Source organism: Collinsella aerofaciens, from assembly GCF_040910325.1.
Lineage (GTDB): Bacteria > Actinomycetota > Coriobacteriia > Coriobacteriales > Coriobacteriaceae > Collinsella > Collinsella aerofaciens_BL.
This window is the reverse complement of record NZ_JBDGAV010000011.1, coordinates 1-16,241: the sequence shown is the minus strand read 5'-3', so window position 1 is coordinate 16,241 and position 16,241 is coordinate 1. Positions and strand designations below refer to the sequence as shown.

Annotated in this window: 13 protein-coding genes and 1 riboswitch; of the genes, 4 read left to right on the top strand and 9 right to left on the bottom strand. The window is 56.8% G+C overall.

Translation table 11 applies throughout. The features are described from left to right. Window positions 1–57 precede the first annotated feature (57 nt). The 5 genes from AB5Z25_RS05925 to AB5Z25_RS05905 are packed head-to-tail and all read right to left on the bottom strand — an operon-like array spanning window position 58 to window position 7,625. Window positions 58–2,970, bottom strand: coding sequence for a type I restriction endonuclease subunit R (locus AB5Z25_RS05925; protein ID WP_368135032.1), 2,913 nt, complete (start codon window positions 2,968–2,970; stop codon window positions 58–60). After that, window positions 2,963–4,108 (bottom strand): restriction endonuclease subunit S, encoded by a 1,146-nt coding sequence (locus tag AB5Z25_RS05920; protein WP_368135031.1) that lies wholly within the window; start codon window positions 4,106–4,108, stop codon window positions 2,963–2,965. The genes AB5Z25_RS05925 and AB5Z25_RS05920 overlap by 8 nt, the downstream gene beginning before the upstream one ends. Further along, entirely contained in the window at window positions 4,105–4,644 is a 540-nt protein-coding gene (locus tag AB5Z25_RS05915; protein WP_195232268.1) for a restriction endonuclease subunit S, read from the bottom strand. The genes AB5Z25_RS05920 and AB5Z25_RS05915 overlap by 4 nt, the downstream gene beginning before the upstream one ends. Before the next feature lies 1 nt (window position 4,645). Further along, a complete protein-coding gene (locus AB5Z25_RS05910) occupies window positions 4,646–6,136 on the bottom strand; it encodes a type I restriction-modification system subunit M (protein WP_195232266.1) in 1,491 nt (496 codons plus the stop codon). Continuing rightward, window positions 6,126–7,625: a type I restriction-modification system subunit M gene (locus AB5Z25_RS05905; RefSeq protein WP_195232264.1), complete on the bottom strand. Its 1,500-nt coding sequence runs from the start codon at window positions 7,623–7,625 to the stop codon at window positions 6,126–6,128. The genes AB5Z25_RS05910 and AB5Z25_RS05905 overlap by 11 nt, the downstream gene beginning before the upstream one ends. A 130-nt stretch (window positions 7,626–7,755) precedes the next feature. Here AB5Z25_RS05905 and AB5Z25_RS05900 point away from each other — a divergent pair, with 130 nt between their 5' ends. Further along, a complete protein-coding gene (locus AB5Z25_RS05900; protein WP_195232263.1) occupies window positions 7,756–8,316 on the top strand; it encodes a restriction endonuclease subunit S in 561 nt (186 codons plus the stop codon). Here the strand turns inward: AB5Z25_RS05900 and xerA are convergent. After that, complete coding sequence (gene xerA, locus AB5Z25_RS05895) at window positions 8,285–9,268, bottom strand: site-specific tyrosine recombinase/integron integrase (protein WP_195232258.1); 984 nt, start codon at window positions 9,266–9,268, stop codon at window positions 8,285–8,287. The two genes, AB5Z25_RS05900 and xerA, sit on opposite strands and share 32 nt — an antisense overlap. Window positions 9,269–9,794: 526 nt before the next feature. Beyond that, entirely contained in the window at window positions 9,795–10,223 is a 429-nt protein-coding gene (locus tag AB5Z25_RS05890) for a hypothetical protein (RefSeq protein WP_368135030.1), read from the bottom strand. A gap of 8 nt (window positions 10,224–10,231) precedes the next feature. Beyond that, window positions 10,232–10,322, bottom strand: a riboswitch (SAM riboswitch). 269 nt (window positions 10,323–10,591) lie between these two features. Between AB5Z25_RS05890 and AB5Z25_RS05885 the strand changes: the two genes are divergently transcribed. Next, a complete protein-coding gene (locus AB5Z25_RS05885; RefSeq protein ID WP_368135029.1) occupies window positions 10,592–11,914 on the top strand; it encodes an ATP-binding protein in 1,323 nt (440 codons plus the stop codon). A gap of 37 nt (window positions 11,915–11,951) precedes the next feature. Here the strand turns inward: AB5Z25_RS05885 and AB5Z25_RS05880 are convergent, their stop codons facing one another. Next, window positions 11,952–12,938 (bottom strand): hypothetical protein, encoded by a 987-nt coding sequence (locus AB5Z25_RS05880; protein WP_368135028.1) that lies wholly within the window; start codon window positions 12,936–12,938, stop codon window positions 11,952–11,954. A 123-nt stretch (window positions 12,939–13,061) separates the two neighbouring features. Next, on the bottom strand, window positions 13,062–13,715 hold the full coding sequence (locus AB5Z25_RS05875; RefSeq protein ID WP_022094290.1) for a helix-turn-helix transcriptional regulator: 654 nt from the start codon (window positions 13,713–13,715) through the stop codon (window positions 13,062–13,064). A gap of 277 nt (window positions 13,716–13,992) precedes the next feature. On the opposite strand from AB5Z25_RS05875, the gene dpaL reads away from it, so the two are divergent. Continuing rightward, complete coding sequence (gene dpaL, locus AB5Z25_RS05870) at window positions 13,993–15,207, top strand: diaminopropionate ammonia-lyase (RefSeq protein ID WP_118266260.1); 1,215 nt, start codon at window positions 13,993–13,995, stop codon at window positions 15,205–15,207. A gap of 74 nt (window positions 15,208–15,281) precedes the next feature. After that, on the top strand, window positions 15,282–16,241 hold a 960-nt coding region (locus tag AB5Z25_RS05865; RefSeq protein WP_368135027.1), incomplete at its 3' end, for a YgeY family selenium metabolism-linked hydrolase.

Here is a 16,241-nt window from a genome sequence, read left to right as displayed (position 1 = left end):
TCCACATCCTATGAAATGGTTAATGCGGAGCGTCCCTAGAACTCTGTCTTCTGTTACCTAATAGTAGAGTTCGATATACGAATACGCCTTATCAAAAAGAGCCTGGTCTTTGAGCTTATAGCGCATCCACAGAATGGCACGGAGCTGTTTTTTAACCTCTTTCACGCCAGCCGTGGTAGCTTGCCAGCCGTCGAAGCGAGTTATCTTAACGATCTCGTCAATGTCATTGACGATGTTCTCGACGATGATAGGCGTGTCGCCGTTCTTGATGCCGTTAAAGAGCTCAGTGAGAGCAGCCTTTCCCTTGTCCTCCTCTTCCTCGGGCACGACTTCCTTTTCGGCGGCTCGTGCTTCTTTGGCGAGGTCGATGAGCATCTTGAGGAACTCGACGCTGTTGATGAGACCTTGCTCGTGACGTTCCCTCAGGTCCTCCAGGCGCTCGCCGAGCTTCTGGAACTTGCCATTCTTATCGTGCCTGCGGATTCGGGCGACGAGATCTATCTCCAGCTTACGCGTGATCTTCTCGGTATTGCTCTTGTCGTTGATGAAGTGCTCGATCATGTCCTCGTCGAGCTCAAGGATGTCGTCATCGTCTCGGACTCTCTCGACGGTGATGTTCTCGTGCACGAGCTCGATTGTCTTGGGCCCGAGCGCTGCCCAGATGAGCTTCCCGCGATTGTCTACCGGTCTCACGGAATCGTAGACCTGCGAGAGCCAGATGAAATCGGGCTTGTAGGGATTGAGACATGCGTCGGGCGAAAGGGCTTCCCACGCTCTGTTCAAGACCGAGAAGTCGGCCCCAAACTGGTCTTTCACCTTTGTCGTTGGCAGGCATTGTTGAGCTTCGAGAAGGGACTCCCAATCCGCGCTGCGGCGGTCTCTGACCGTTGAGAAGTACTCAAGACAGCAATGCATAAGCCCGGGTAGCTCGGCCTTTACCTCGTCGATGTTGGTTATAACCTTCTGCACCTCGGCCTCGTCGAAGTGCAGAGACTTGGCGACGTTGTCGAAGAGGCCGATATAGTCGACAATGAGACCGAATGTCTTCTTGTCGTTGTAGACGCGGTTGGTTCGACAGATTGCCTGCAACAGCGTGTGGTCGCGCAAGGGCTTGTCAAGGTACTGAGTTTGCAGGATGGGCGCATCGAACCCCGTGAGCAGCTTTGCAGTGACGATGAGAATCTTGAGTGGATCGTCCGGGTCGCGGAAACGGTCAAGGAGCTTTTCTTCGGCATCGCGATCGCGACGATATGCCTTGTACCGGTCCTCCTTGTCGTTGTTCGTGTCCATGACGATGGTGACTGCATCAGCGCCCAAGAGCTTGTCGAGCTCCTCCTTATACAGCAGGCAGCACTCTCGGTCGTAGCAGACTACCTGCGCCTTGAAGCCGTCGGGCTCAACCTTCGATTTGAAGTGTTTGGCAATGTGTTCACACACCTTGTGAATGCGGTCGGGGGCCTTCATGACGGCTTCGATCTTGACGCGCCTGGTGAGTTCCGCCTTGTCCTCTTTGCTGAGGTCTCGGGTCATTTCGTCAAAGGCGGCGTTCACGACCTCTTGGTTGACGTGGAGCTCGACGGGAACGGTTTCAAAATGGAGCGGCAATGTGGCGTGGTCGCGGATGGAGTCGGCGAAGGAATAGCGGCTCATGTAGCCGGACTTGTCCTCTTTGGCACCGAAGGTGTGGAACGTGTTCTTGTCGGTTCGGTTGATGGGCGTGCCGGTCAAGCCGAAGAAGAAGGCGTTTGGCAAGGCGAGTCGCATCTTCTCGCCGAGGTCGCCCTCTTGGGTGCGGTGCGCCTCGTCGACCATGAGGATGATGTTCTCGCGCTCGTTGAGCGTCCCCGCAACCTCGCCGAATTTGAAGATGGTGGTGATGAGGACCTTTCTCATGTCCTGCTTGAAGAAGGACTCAAGCTCCTCCTTGCTGCCGGCGCTTGCGAGGTTGGGGATATCGGATGCGTTGAAGGTCCCTGTGATCTGGGTCTCGAGGTCGATTCGGTCATCCACGATGACGACGGTCGGGTTCTTGAGTTCGGGGACCATGCGCAGCTTCTGGGCGGCGAATACCATGAGCAGTGACTTTCCTGAGCCCTGGAAATGCCAAATGAGGCCACACTTCGGGTATCCTGCGCGGACGCGGTCCACGATGAGGTTCGCGCCCTCGAACTGTTGGTAGCGACAGATCAGCTTGATGCGTCGATGCTTCTTGTCGGTGGCGAAGAGCGTGAAGAACTGGAAGATGTCCATGACGTTCGAGGGGGTGAGCATGGATGCCATGCTTCTCTTGACGTCGGCAAGTGTGCCCTCGCTCTTCTTGTCGCCCTCATGCCAGGGTCCCCACATCTCGGGAGGCATGTTCACCGACCCGTAGCGATAGCATTTTCCTTCGCTGGCGAAGTTGATGGCGCTACAGACGAACATCTGCGGGATGCTCTTCTCATATTTAGCGATGTCGCCAGCGCCGTCGAGCCAGGTTATCGAATCGCGCACCGGCGTCTTGAGCTCGCCGATGACGAGCGGAAATCCATTGACAAGAAGGACGAGGTCGAGGCGCTTGCCGCCCTGTTCCTGGGGGTAGACCCACTGGTTGGTGACGATGTACTCGTTTTTGTCAAGATCGCCGTCCGCCGCCGTGCCAAAGAAGCGGATGGGGACCATGCGGCCGTCTTTGCCGTAGGGGAATGAGTTCTCCTCGATGACGAGCTTTTTGAACCGCTCGTTGGTGGAGACCAGGTTCTGCGGACTTGTGGACTGAATGAGGGCCCTGAGTCGGTAGATGATCTCGTCGGCGCGATCGGGGTCTTCTGCAATCTCCGGGTTAAGCCTGATGAGGGCGTCCTTGACCATGGGCTCGACCATGACGTCGGCATGGCGGCGCGGGAGGTCTTCGGCAGCCACGTATCTCCAGCCAAGGCTGGCAAGCGCCTCGACGCTCATTTGCTCGATGGTGTTGTCCTCGTTAAACATTTCCGAGCCCTAACTCCTGGTTCAAGATTTTCTTCGTCGTGGCGTTTAGCTCATCGAGGGCCTTTTGTACGGCAAATTTCGATTTGTCGATCGAAGTGGCGAAGTCAGCGAATTCTCTCTGGAGGGAAAACGGAGGCACAGGAATCTCAATTGATCGAATTTTCCTGGTACTTAAGGTGTGTAAACCTGAGGTATTGACCGCTTTAGCCATGATTTGTCTCCTTCCTTCGGAGGACGACAAGAAAGTTTGAACATAAAGCGGGAGGGCCTCGTCTCTTAGGCGAACTCGGATTAGGTGATTCTGATGGACGCAAGGATCAATTTGACCATTCCAAATTGCCGATCTTCCTATTTGTGTATCGCTGCCATTACCCTCAACAATTAACAAGTCGCCGGATATTAGCCTAACGGCTTCATACTCCTGTTCCGTCAGTCCAATGGTCTTCACTTCCGTTAGGTCAAGTTCATTGGGGAGAATATTGGCGACACGAAGGTATGGAAGCTGCAACTTCATGGCTTCTCGTTTTTTGTTCTTTGTAATCCCGCCCTGAATATCAGCTATGTCTTCAAGATGTTTTATCGGAATGCCAGGCTTATCGAACATCTCGACAAATTGTGATTTGACGATGTCGTCGCAGGTGGCAAGCAAGCCGCGGTAACACCCCTTGAGCTGCTCGGCCTCAGAGAGGATGCCGGCAAGCTCGCGTTGCTTATCCAACGTCGGCAGGCTGAACTCCAGGACCCTGAGGTCCTTCCAGTTCGCCGTCGGCGAGAGCGAGCCCACGGAGACGCGGATGGCCTCATCGAGAAACACGTCCGAGCTAATGAAGAACGGGAAGAAGTCCGGATCGACAACGTCGGTTCTCGGGCGCAGCACCATGCCATGCGCCGAGAAGATGCCGTCGAACGGGGCGATGCCGACCTTCTTCTGGTAGGCCCTGCGACGACCGAACAACACGTCGCCCCTCTCCATGAGGAGCTTGCCGCCCTTCGGCGTCACCTCGGCACCCCAGCGGGTCACTTCGAGCGTGCCGGGGTCTAGGTGCTCGAGGCCGACATATCGCTCGCGGTCGCTGTCCTCGGGTTTCTTCTTCGCGGTGCTGTTCTCTGCTATTTGGTCGAACCTATACCTTGTCACGCTGCGCACCTCCGGCCGCTAAATTGTGATTTGACGACGTCATCGCAGGCTGTAAGCAGCTGCCTGTAGTGAGACCTCGTTTCTTGTGCGGTCCAGAGTATGTCGGCAAGATCTTCTTGCTTAGCGATGCTGGGAAGCTCGAATTCAAATTGCGAAAGGCTCTGCCACTTGACTCTTGGCGAGAGGGAGCCTGCCGAATTGGTGACGGCGTGCTCGAATAGGGCGTCGTTCTGGATGATGAACGGGAGCAGCCTCGGAGAGAGGTTGTCCTTGGGGGCGATGACGGTGATGTCTCCAGAGCAGATTCCGTCGAATGGGGCGACGGCCGCTTTGCGCAGGTAGGCCCTGCGACGCCCGAACAGCACCTGCCCCTTTGAGAAAGCCTTAGTGAAGGTGGTCTCGACACCTTCGTCCCAATGGGCGAGTTCGACTTCGCCGGGGTCCAGATGCTCAAGGCCGACCGTCGGCAGTTCTTGGTCTACAGGGACCTTCTGTTTGATTTCGCGGGCCACATCGCCCAGGCAAACGTGGGTCATGTTACTCACCATCGTTTTCATGCAATTTCGCAGCAATAATATCGAGCAGGGACGCGGCCTCTGTGGAGGCGGCTCTCCAGCTTTCTACCGTCTCCTCGATGCTTCTGTCGTCAGCATTTTCATCATTGGAGGGCTTCACGTACAGAGGGATGGAGAGCGAGAAGGCGTTGCCCTCGAGCTCACTAAACGATGCGTGGGATGAGAACCCTTCGATGTCCTCGTCAGATCGGTAGGCATCGACGATTCTCTTGATGTGTTGAGGCTCAAGGTAGCTTTGCGCGTTCTTGCGGGTTACCTCGGCAGAGGCATCTACGAACAGTATTTTCTTGCTTCGATTCGGCGCTTTCTCGCTGCGGCAGATGAGGATGCAGGCCTCCATGGGCGAGTTGAAGAAGAGGTTTGCGCCGAGTCCGATGACCGCCTCAACGAGATCGCTTCTCACGAGCCTTTCGCGCATCTCCGATTCCTCGTTGCGGAAGAGTACGCCATGGGGGAGGAGAATGGAGCACCTGCCTGTGTGTGGGTCCATACTCTTGAGGATGTGCTGTATGAAGGCGTAGTCTGCTCGTCCCTGCGGCGGGGTGCCGAGGAAGTTGCGGCCGTAGGGGTCCGACGCGAACGCCTCGCGGTCCCATTGTTTGATCGAGTAGGGAGGGTTAGCGAGTACCATATCGAAGGTGCGCAGCTTTCCCGCCTCGAGGAAGGCTGGGTGCCGTAGCGTGTCGTCGTTTGCGATTTCGAAGTCCTCGACGCCGTGCAGGAATAGGTTCATGCGTCCGATGGCGGAGGATAGCTGGTTGATCTCCTGTCCGTAGGCGTGAACATTGCGCCATTCCTCTCCGTGCTGTTTGAGGTGGGCAATGGAGGAGATGAGCATGCCGGCGCTGCCGCAGGTGGGGTCGTAGATGGACTCGCCGGGCCTGGGCTGGAGGATTTCGGTCATTAGGTGGACGACCGTGCGATTGGTGTAGAACTCTTGAGCGGTGTGTCCAGAATCGTCCGCAAACTTCTTGATGAGGTACTCGTAGCCCTGGCCGAGCTCGTCCTCGGGGCAATTGGCGATGGAGAGCGTTATAGCGCTGAAGTGCTCGATGAGGTCCTTGAGCAGGCGGTCGGGAAGTCGTTTCTTGTTAGTCCAGGCGGCGTCGCCGAAGATACCACGCAGCTTGGAACCGTTGGCCGTCTCGATGGCGCGGAAGGCGCCCACGATGGCCTTACCGATGTTTTCCGTGGCCTCGCGGACATCGCACCAGTGGGCGCCGTCCGGGATTGCGAAGCTGTGATTCTCGGGAAGGGCGGCGAACTCCGCATCTCCGTCAGAGGCTTCCAATGCCTCGGCGGTCTCCTCGTCGTAAACATCTGAGAGGCGCTTGAAGAATAGCAGCGGGAATATGTACTGCTTGTACGAGCCGGCATCGATGTAGGTGCGCAGCAGAACCGCCGCGTTCCATAGATGGTTGTTCAGCTCTTCCTGGGGGATTCTACTCTCCATCGACATAGCCTCCCTTTGAGAGCAGCTCAAGGAGCTTCTCCTCGGACTTCCTCGTCTGGCGAAGGAGGTCGTAGAAACGTTTCCTGGTTTCCGCCGGCGGCTCGATCTCCTCGCGCCTTCTTTCGACGTAATTGTTCGCCGAGAGCACGTAACCCTCGCGCTCTATATCATCGAGCGTCGCGATGGCGCACTTCTCTACGACGGGTTCGTAGGATTGATAGAGGGAGAGCATCTCCTGAGCGTTCTCCTCCGTGATCATGTTCTGCGCGCGCTGGGCGGTGAAGATCTCGGTACCGTCGATGATGCAGACGCGGCCCCGATGCGCCGGAGGCTTGTCATTCCGGAGGAACAGCACGCAGGCGGAGACGCCGGTGCTGTAGAAGACGCCGCTCGCGAGCGAGATCACTGCCTCGACCTTGTCTGACTTGAGCAACTCCTTGCGGATGGCACCCTCCTTGCCGCCGTGGAACAGTGCGCCCTGGGGCAGCACTACGGCGCAGCGACCGCTCTTCTCGTCCATGGAGCAGACCATATGCTGCACCCATGCGAAGTCCGCCGACTTGTCGGTGGGGACACCCCAGATGTTGCGGCCCCATGGGTCCGAGGAGAACTCTGCGGATCCCCAGTTCTTAAGGGAGAAGGGTGGATTGGCGAGGACGCAGTCGAACGACCTGAGGGTGTTCCCGGCAAGGAAGGCGGGCTCGCGCAGGGTGTCGCCCTGGGCGATGCGGAAGTCCTTCGCGCCGTGGAGATACAGGTTCATTCGCGCTATGGCGGACGTGCTGAGGTTCTTCTCTTGGCCATAGAGCTTTCCGTAAGCTAGCTTGGAGTTGTCCATCTGCCGCACGGCTTCGATGAGCATACCGCCCGTGCCGCAGGCGGGGTCATAGACGGTCTCGCCAGGTTTCGGCTCAAGCAGGGAGACCATCATCTTGACGATTTCGCGCGGGGTGTAGAACTCGCCGGCGTTCTTCTTCTGCATGTCGGCGAACTTCTTGATCAGGTATTCGTAGGCGTCGCCCATCATGTCGGCGCTGTAGTTTCTGTTGCCGAACTTCTTTGCTGAGAAGTGCTCGACGAGGTCCTTCAGGCGCTCGTCGGAGAGCTTGCCTTTGTCTGTCCAGCTCGCATCGTCGAAGCTACTGAAGAGGCCGCTGAGGGTATCGGGGTTGGCTCGTTCGATTCCTACCATGGCGTCTACGATTGCCTTGCCGACGTTTGCGCCGGTGTTGCGCACGTCCTGCCAATGGCAGCCGTCCGGCACCGCGAAGCTGTGGTTTTCGGGCAGGGCGGCGTAGTCTTCGTCTCCGTCCGACATCTCTAGAGCTTCGGTGGTCTCCTCGTCGTAGACGTCGGAGATGCGCTTGAAGAAGAGCAACGGTGTGATGTAGCTCTTGTACTCGTCCTGGTTGATGGGGCCACGCAGGATATCGCAGGCTCCGAGTAAGTGGTTTCCCAGCTCGGATTTACTTATCGGTTCTTCAGTCATTCAGGTACCTATGAGCTCAAAAATACAAATTACAGCCCTTGTGATTATACCGTCATATTTGCCGAGATAAATGAGCTGAGCATCGCCGCCCATTCAGACATCCTGCGTCTGTAAATCACAATTTGTCGAAATGTTTGGGGATGAGAAATGGGGTTTCAAGCCCCTATCGGAGTGCGTTGATTCCATTGATACCGGTAAAAGTATGAATTGCGGAGAAGGCCCACGAGGAGTTGGTGGTTTTGGGGTCCTTAAGCTGAGCGCGCTATCTTCAGGTACTTTTGTCGCCTCCGAAAACAAAGTGATTTCTAAAGACAACTTCATGTCTATAAAAGAGGTCGAAAAGGGTGACCTCTTGTTTGCACGCAAAAATACGCCTGAGCTAGTTGGCACAACCGTTTATGTTCCAAACGAAGTGAGGGGCCTTATGTTTCCCGATCTCGTCTTTCGTATGAAACCGAAGGATGTCAACGCGCTGTATTTACTTGCGTACATGAGAAGTGACCGTGGCCTCGATTTAATTCAAGGCATGGCCCACGGATCGGCAAAATCCATGGTCAACATCCCTAAAACTCAGCTGGCAAGGCTGCCGGTTCCGGTTCCTCCGCTCGAGCTCCAACAGGAGTTCGCCGACTTCGTCGCCCAGGTCGACAAATCGAAATTTAAGTTAGGTACCTGCGGTGGGATGCTTTGACATTGCGCTGGTCGACCATTGCGTACCTTAATGTGGTGTCTATTTTTTTATGGCCAAGGAGCACCTGGACTTGTTCGATGGGCATTCCTTTGTCGATTGCCTTTGTGGCAAGCGTTCTTCTGAACTTATGAGGGTGGACCCTTCCTAAATCAAGCTCGCGCCCCAGTTTTCTAAGCAGCGCCTCGACGCCGCCAATTTGTAGCCTCTCGTGTGGCGCCTTGCTCGACACGAAGAGTGCTTCCGAGCTGTCCATTCGGGTTGACAGGTAATTCTCGATATGGACTTTAGTCTTTGCGTCAAAATAGACGATGCGGTCCTTATTTCCCTTGCCGTGTACGATGCACTCACGATTGATGGTGTCGACAGAGCTCCTGTCCAACGAGACAAGTTCGCCCACACGCATGCCCGTGGAGCGCAACAGGTCGATCAGGGCAAGGTTTCGGGGCGACCCGCAGTTATCACAAAGAATCTCAACGACTTCATCGCTATACGTTTCCTTAATGGGTTGTGGGGCCTTGACCCTTTTAATGCGTCTAACCGGACTCTTGATGATATGGTCTTCATCTTCGAGCCATGAGTAGAAGCTTGAGATGATTCTTCGGACATTGTCGACGGTGACGCGACTGACGCCGGCTTTTTGCTGATAGTCGGAAAGATAGGACCTAATCTCTTCGGTTCCCAGGTCGCAGGCTGGCGTGTCGAACGATTCAAGCAGTTTATTAATGGTTGCTTCGTAGTAGGCGACAGTCCTATCCGAGCAACCTTCGAGGCGTTTCGCGGACAGAAAAAGATCGAGGAATGATTTGTTGTCACTGTCGCCGCTGTTCTCAGCTAACTGGTTTTCATCGAAAAGGCAGTGCGATAAAACCTTTTTGAGCTGGCGGTTCTGCTGCGTGGTCAGGTAGGGGAGCATGAGGCGGGTAATTTCTCTAGCCGTTTTCGTGAGATCCATGGTGGCGTCCTTCCTTGCGCGGTGGGTGGCGCTATTTCCCTTTGTTTACCCGTGCGTTATGGAAGGGATGCCGGGTGGCACTTCCGCTAGGCAGCGTCAAGGGGACCCGTGAAACCCTGCGCAGGCCTCTGCATCACTCCGGTGCGGCTTTGCCTGCAAAGCGAGATGTTCAGAAGCGTTTTCTTAGCGGGGGATGTCTTTCGGATTCTTTTGATGGGGATGTGGAAACACTGATGAAGTTTACGAATAGCGAGGTTGAGGGGTTCGCCTGTGCCCATCGCCTCTCGTGTGCGGATGGATGGTGCCGGTGGTTGTTTGAGACTGCAGTCGCGCCGACGGGATTGGTTGGGGTCGGTACAAGGCGAGCACGCCCCATGCCGTTATGGTAGATGCATCTTTGTCGATAGAGCGCTCGATTAATCTACGCGGGAGCGCTGAGAAGATCTTCCAGCATCGGGTCTACCCCGGCGGCGACCATGCCCTCGATCAGGTGCTGGGCGTGGAACCGACCAACTGTCCATGCGATTTATGAAAGCGTCTGACAAGCGCGCTCCTTGATATCAAATGCAGCTTTGCTTAGAACGATTGCCTCTGCGATGTCGGCAAATACGTCGTGATCTCCCCATGTCTTACAGGCTTGTATCATGCCCTGGTCGATAGCATCCATAACAAAGGTGCCGGATCCGTCCGCAACGCACACGCCGTCGGCGAAGAGTTTCCAGCTGGACGGCTCACGCGAGTCGTTTCTGGGCAGCTTAATCTGTAGTACGTGCGGGCCGCCAGCAGCACAGAGCTCTTCCTCGAGCACCTGCACCGTAAAGCGCATCTGGTGGGAGAGGCTGCTCTTGACCATGGCCGAGGCATAGCCGCTCGGCTCGTCCAGAAGATGCATTCGTTTTGGCTTGGTTGCCAGGTTGTGGAAGTTGCGCTCACTGCGCACGGAGAAATTGTCCATACGGACTCCTTTCATCGATGTTGGCAGGGCCACCGTGCCTCTTGGCCGGTTGGCGTCGGGATCGTGGAGCCAACTCTCTACCCCGACTCTGGATAAAACGCGCCCGCTCCTTGCGGGCAAGAGAAAGTCTATCAACGTGTACGGACAGAAATCAAGCGCCGCCTGCGAAATGACGTGCAAGCGGCGCTTGATTTCGCCGGCTGCTGTTAGGCTTAAATTCGAAAAAGTGTCGAAATATCCCGTGTAAAAGTACGGAAAAGTGTCGTAATGCACACTTTAGAACTTCGAAAAAGTGTCGAAATGAGCACCTAACAACCGCGGAAAAGTGTATCCTAGTGCTAAAACAGCACGTAATAAGGGATGCACTTATGCTGCAGAGAAAAGCGAAAGCACAGTTTGAATCTTGGCTTGCCTCGTCGCCTAACAAGGCTCTTTTGGTCAAGGGCGCCCGACAGGTAGGAAAGTCATATCTGGTCAACGTCTTTGCAAACGAATCGTTCGAAAATGTCGTGACGTTCGACCTTATCGCCGACGCGTCCGTGCGTGATTCGTTTTTGGCGGCGAAAAGTGCGGATGACCTGCTTATGCGCATGTCTATCGCTGCGACGCAGCCGATGGTTGCGAACAAGACCGTCGTGGTTATCGACGAGGTGCAGCGATGCCCCAACGTGGTGACGTTTATCAAATACCTGGTCCAGCGCGGCGACTTTCGATACATCCTTACCGGATCGCTCCTTGGCGTTGAGCTCGAGGGCATCGATTCCCTGCCGGTGGGGTATGTCGAGCAGGTCCAGATGTACCCGCTCGACTTTGAAGAGTTTTGCTGGGCAAATGGCGTTGGTGCCAGCGTGTTTGACATGCTCAGGGGCTGTCTAAAGGATGAGGAGGAGCTCCCCGGCTACCTGTATGACCGCTTGCTCAATCTGTTCCATCAGTATGTGGTGGTGGGAGGCATGCCCGACGCGGTCAATTCCTTCTTGGCGACGCGCAATGTCGACGAGGTTCGAAACATCCACCGCGATCTTCACGCCCTGTATCGCGATGACATCGCAAAGTACGCTCCGCCCGAGCTACGCTTGGTTATTCGCGATATCTATGATTTGATTCCCAGCGAGGCCGGTTCAAAAAACAAGCGATTCAAGCTGTCGTCGATTAGCGGTGTTAAGCGTTTTTCGCAGGTGACAGACCATTTTCTTTGGCTTTCGGAGGCGGGTGTTGCGCTTCCCGTGTATAACGTGACAGCTCCGGTAGCGCCTCTTTTAATGGGGGAGCAGCGAAATCTGTTTAAGCTGTTTTACTTGGACACCGGAATGCTCATGTCCTCATATTCCAAGAAGGTTGCCCAAGGAGTTTTTGATGGAGAGGCAGAAGGCCCCTTTGGCATGAATATGGGGGCGGCATTCGAGGGCTTTGTCGCGCAAGAGCTCAAGGCCCACGGATTCAGATTGCGCTACTTTACGTCTAAAAAGGTCGGCGAGCTCGATTTTGTTGAGGAGACGCTCGATGGGGAAGTGCTTGCTATCGAGGTCAAATCGGGCAAGAGCTTTAAGTCCCACGCGGCGCTCGATAACGCACTGGCAACGAAGGGCTACGGAATCGATCGCGCCCTGGTACTTGCGGAATGTAATCTTCACCGCGATGGTGACGTGCTGTATCTACCCATCTTTATGACAGGGCTTTTGGAGCCGTAATGTGCCGCCGGCTCTTCCGGCCCTCCCTTAACCCTCGCTACTCGTCGTCCTCGTCGTTGGGGTCGCCCTTGAGGGTGTTGATGTCCAGGTACTGGTTATCGTCCTCTTTTTGCTGGGTCTCCGACTCCGCTTGGGTGGGGCCGCGGAACAGCTGGAATCCCTCAAACGCAATGACGCCGAGCAGGGCAATGACAATGGCGATAAAGGCAACCTTGACTGCCTGCGGAAATTCCGAGAAACGCAGCGCCTTTTCCTTGGCGTAATAATCGGCGAAGCGCTCTTCGCCCGTGCTTTTGGTATACGCCGGTGCGGACGCGGCCTCCGGGTCATATTCCGGTGCAGGCGTGGCAGCGTACGGATCGTTGAGATAATCGCTCGATGCGGTGCCATAATCCTCTGTCTCGATGCGACCGTTGCCAGCATAGTCATCGGAATAATCGGAATATGCCGCACCGCCCTCATAGTCCGCGGCGCCCGTGTTGGCGGCAAAAAGCGGGTTAACTGGAACATCGAGCGCCGGCATGCCGGTAGAGGTCTCATCCAGATCGGCTGCAGCCCAGGAATCGTGGGCAACCTGATGGGCAACGGGCTCATCGAGCCTTGTGACCGGAAGCTTGCGTGCCGCAGGAACAGGTAACTGCTGGGCGTTGTACATAACGGTGCTGTCGGCCGATTTGCCCTGCGTCGCTGCAGCGAGAAATGCCGCCGTCTCGGACGGGTCGCTTGCGGGGCGGGGAACGGGCGTGGGCGCCGAAGTGGGTGCGGGCGTAGGCGCGGGCGTCGAAACGGGCGACTGCGCAGGAGTCGGCGCAGATGCGGGCTTAGGCGCAAGTGCGGGATTGGGGTTTGACGGGCGAGCCCCGCCGCCCATGAGTTCGTCGGCGGTCCACGGGCGATCATCCATCACGTCGTCAAGGCTTAGCGAAAACAGGTCGTCTTCACCCTCATCGAACATGCGGTGCACATGTCCACCAATTGCCGGAATCAATCCGCGACCGGTGCATGATGCCTTGCTCAACGCCATTCTGTTCCATCCTTTCGAAATACTAATGACATCGATTATATGGAACTTCCCAAGCGGCCCGGTCTTGGATTCGTGCTTTCCAGAACTCGCACCCAAAAGGGGAGGGGCAATCCAGGCGAGTGCCTACTTGTCGCCGGCTGCCGCCTTGGCCTCATTGAGGTAGCTATAGAAGCTGTACTTTGAGATGCCAAAGAACTCGCAGGCGCGCTCGCTCGACTTGGAAATGAGGAAGGCGCCGCGACGGTCGAGGTAGCCAATGGCACGAATACGCTCGTCTTTGGTCATGAGTGCCGCGGGCTTGCCCACAAACTGCTCGCACTCGTGCAGCAGGTCCTCGAGCAGGTCGCCGATGTTCTTGGTAATGGGCTCGGGCTCGGTATAGCCCGTGCCGCCGGTGCCGGTAAAGGCGTCGAGCGAACGCTCAAAAGCCTTCATGAGCGTAATGTCAAAGTTGATGCCCAAAATGCCGACGGGCTTGCCCTCGTCGTTGCGGATAAAGATGGTAGAGGACTTGAGCAGCTTGCCATCGGTGGTTTTGGTGAGGTATGGCTCGCGGTCGTGCACGTCGGTGGTGCCCTCGTGCATGGACTCAAACACGATATGGCTGGGGCCGTCACCCAGTTTGCGCCCGCTGACGTGGCCGTTTTCGATCACTACGATGGAGTGGTCCACGTCCTCGGTCTCTAGGTCGTGGACGACGACTTCGCAGTTGGGGCCAAATTGGAGCGCCAGGCCGTGTGCTAGGCGCTTGTAAAACTCAATCTGTGCGGGGGTCATGGGTGCCTTCCTAAAAATTAGTTTGGGCACACTTTGCCATAAACCACACTTGACCGCAAATAACGAAAGCGTCGCTGCGTTGTGTGACCGTTCGGCGGCGAAAAAGTACCGATTACGGCAACAAACAATTCGTTAGGTATGCCAATCAAAAAGTGTGGTAGAACATTACTAACAAACTTTTTGTTTGGCATCCACATAAAAGTTCAGCCGTGTGAATGGGATCGCGCTGAAACGCGTATGCGGGGGCCGGCAAGAGAGAACTTAAGGAGTTCACCGTATGGCCGATAAGATCCAGTGGGCGGGCAACACGATGCCCAAGAGCGATGACAAGCACTTGGGAATCATGAGTCTCGACCACGTGAAGAAGGCCCGCGCCTTCCACCAGTCGTTCCCTCAATATACCGTCACTCCGCTTGCCCGTCTGGACGGTCAGGCTGCGCGCCTGGGCCTGTCCAACCTGTGCGTTAAGGACGAGAGCTATCGCTTTGGCCTCAACGCCTTTAAGGTCCTGGGCGGCTCGTTTGCCATGGCCAACTACATTGCCGACGAGACCGGCAAGGACGTTGCCGAGTGCACCTTCGATTACCTGACTTCCGATCAGCTTGCCAAGGACTTTGGCCAGGCTACCTTCTTTACCGCCACCGACGGCAACCATGGCCGCGGCGTGGCATGGGCTGCCAACAAGCTGGGCCAGAAGGCTGTCGTGCACATGCCCAAGGGTTCCACCAAGCCCCGCTTCGATAACATCGCCGCCGAGGGCGCCACGGTGACCATCGAAGAGGTCAACTACGACGAGTGCGTGCGCATGGCCGCCGCCGAGGCCGATGCCTGCGAGCGCGGTGTCATCGTTCAGGACACCGCCTGGGAGGGCTACGAGAAGATCCCGTCCTGGATCATGGAGGGTTACGGCACCATGGCCTCCGAGGCTGCCGAGCAGCTGCGCGAGATGGCCATCAACCGCCCGACGCACGTGTTTGTCCAGGCTGGCGTGGGTTCGCTCGCCGGCGCCGTGGTGGGCTACTTCACCAACCTGTATCCCGATAACCCGCCGACCTTTGTTGTGGTCGAGTGCGCGCCTGCCGCCTGCCTGTACAAGGGCGCTGCCGCCGGCGATGGCGATCCGCGTATCGTGGACGGCGACATGCCTTCCATCATGGCCGGCCTGTGCTGCGGCGAGCCCAACATCTTGGGCTGGGATATCCTGCGCAACCACGCCACCGCCTTCGTGTCCTGCCCCGACTGGGTCACCGCTCGCGGCATGCGCACCCTGGGCGCTCCCGAGAAGGGCGACCCGCGCGTCATCTCCGGTGAGTCCGGCGCTGTGACCACCGGCCTGGTCGAGACCCTCATGCTCGATCCCGAGTACGCCGAGCTCAAGGAACTCATCGGCCTGGACAAGACGAGCTCCGTGCTCTGCTTCTCCACCGAGGGCGATACGGATCCCGACCAGTATCGCCGTATTGTTTGGGAAGGCGAATATCCCACTTGCTAATCGTTGGGGCGGAGTAAATAGGTATCGCTCCGCCACCTCACAGGTAGATTCCTTCGTTTGAAAGGTTATGAACAATGGCTAAAGAACTCGATTTCGACGCTATCAAGGCCGCTGCTGAGTCTCACCGTGCTGATATGACTCGCTTCCTGCGCGCTATGATCTCCCATCCCTCTGAGTCCTGCGAGGAGGGCGAGGTTGTCGCCTGCATCAAGGCCGAGATGGAGAACCTTGGCTATGACGAGGTCAAGGTCGACGGCCTGGGCAACGTCATGGGCTTTATGGGCGAGGGCGACAAGATCATCGCCATCGACTCCCATATCGACACCGTCGGCATCGGCAACATCGAGAACTGGGACGCCGATCCCTATGAGGGCTACGAGACCGACGAGATCATCTACGGCCGCGGCGGCTCCGACCAGGAGGGCGGCATGGCTTCTGCTACCTACGCTGCCAAGATGATGAAGGACATGGGCCTCATCCCCGAGGGCTACAAGATCATGGTCGTCGGCACCGTCCAGGAAGAGGACTGCGACGGCATGTGCTGGCAGTACATCTACAACAAGGACGGCATTAAGCCCGAGTTCGTCATTTCCACCGAGCCCACCGACGGCGGCATCTACCGCGGTCACCGCGGCCGCATGGAGATCCGCGTCGACGTTCACGGCACCTCCTGCCACGGCTCCGCTCCCGACCGCGGCGACAACGCCATTTACAAGATGGCCGACATCATCGCCGACGTCCGCGCCCTCAACAACAACGGCTGCGACGAGTCGACCGACATCAAGGGTCTCGTCAAGATGCTCGACCCCAAGTACAACCCCGAGCACTTCGAGGATGCCCGCTTCCTGGGCCGCGGCACCTGCACCGTCAGCCAGATCTTCTACACCAGCCCCAGCCGTTGCGCTGTCGCTGACTCCTGCGCCATCTCCATCGACCGTCGTATGACCGCCGGTGAGACCTGGGAGTCCTGCCTGGACGAGATCCGCAACCTGCCGGCCGCCAAGAAGTACGGCGACGACGTGAAGGTCTCCATG

Bases quoted from the DNA above. Each gene is read 5' to 3' on its own strand.
- AB5Z25_RS05875 (WP_022094290.1), bottom strand. From the start codon at position 13,715: ATGACCCCCGCACAGATTGAGTTTTACAAGCGCCTAGCACACGGCCTG.
- AB5Z25_RS05890 (WP_368135030.1), bottom strand. From the start codon at position 10,223: ATGGACAATTTCTCCGTGCGCAGTGAGCGCAACTTCCACAACCTGGCA.
- AB5Z25_RS05915 (WP_195232268.1), bottom strand. From the start codon at position 4,644: ATGACCCACGTTTGCCTGGGCGATGTGGCCCGCGAAATCAAACAGAAG.
- AB5Z25_RS05910 (WP_195232266.1), bottom strand. From the start codon at position 6,136: ATGGAGAGTAGAATCCCCCAGGAAGAGCTGAACAACCATCTATGGAAC.
- AB5Z25_RS05905 (WP_195232264.1), bottom strand. From the start codon at position 7,625: ATGACTGAAGAACCGATAAGTAAATCCGAGCTGGGAAACCACTTACTC.
- AB5Z25_RS05880 (WP_368135028.1), bottom strand. From the start codon at position 12,938: ATGGCGTTGAGCAAGGCATCATGCACCGGTCGCGGATTGATTCCGGCA.
- AB5Z25_RS05900 (WP_195232263.1), top strand. From the start codon at position 7,756: ATGTTTGGGGATGAGAAATGGGGTTTCAAGCCCCTATCGGAGTGCGTT.
- AB5Z25_RS05925 (WP_368135032.1), bottom strand. From the start codon at position 2,970: ATGTTTAACGAGGACAACACCATCGAGCAAATGAGCGTCGAGGCGCTT.
- AB5Z25_RS05885 (WP_368135029.1), top strand. From the start codon at position 10,592: ATGCTGCAGAGAAAAGCGAAAGCACAGTTTGAATCTTGGCTTGCCTCG.
- dpaL (WP_118266260.1), top strand. From the start codon at position 13,993: ATGGCCGATAAGATCCAGTGGGCGGGCAACACGATGCCCAAGAGCGAT.
- xerA (WP_195232258.1), bottom strand. From the start codon at position 9,268: ATGGATCTCACGAAAACGGCTAGAGAAATTACCCGCCTCATGCTCCCC.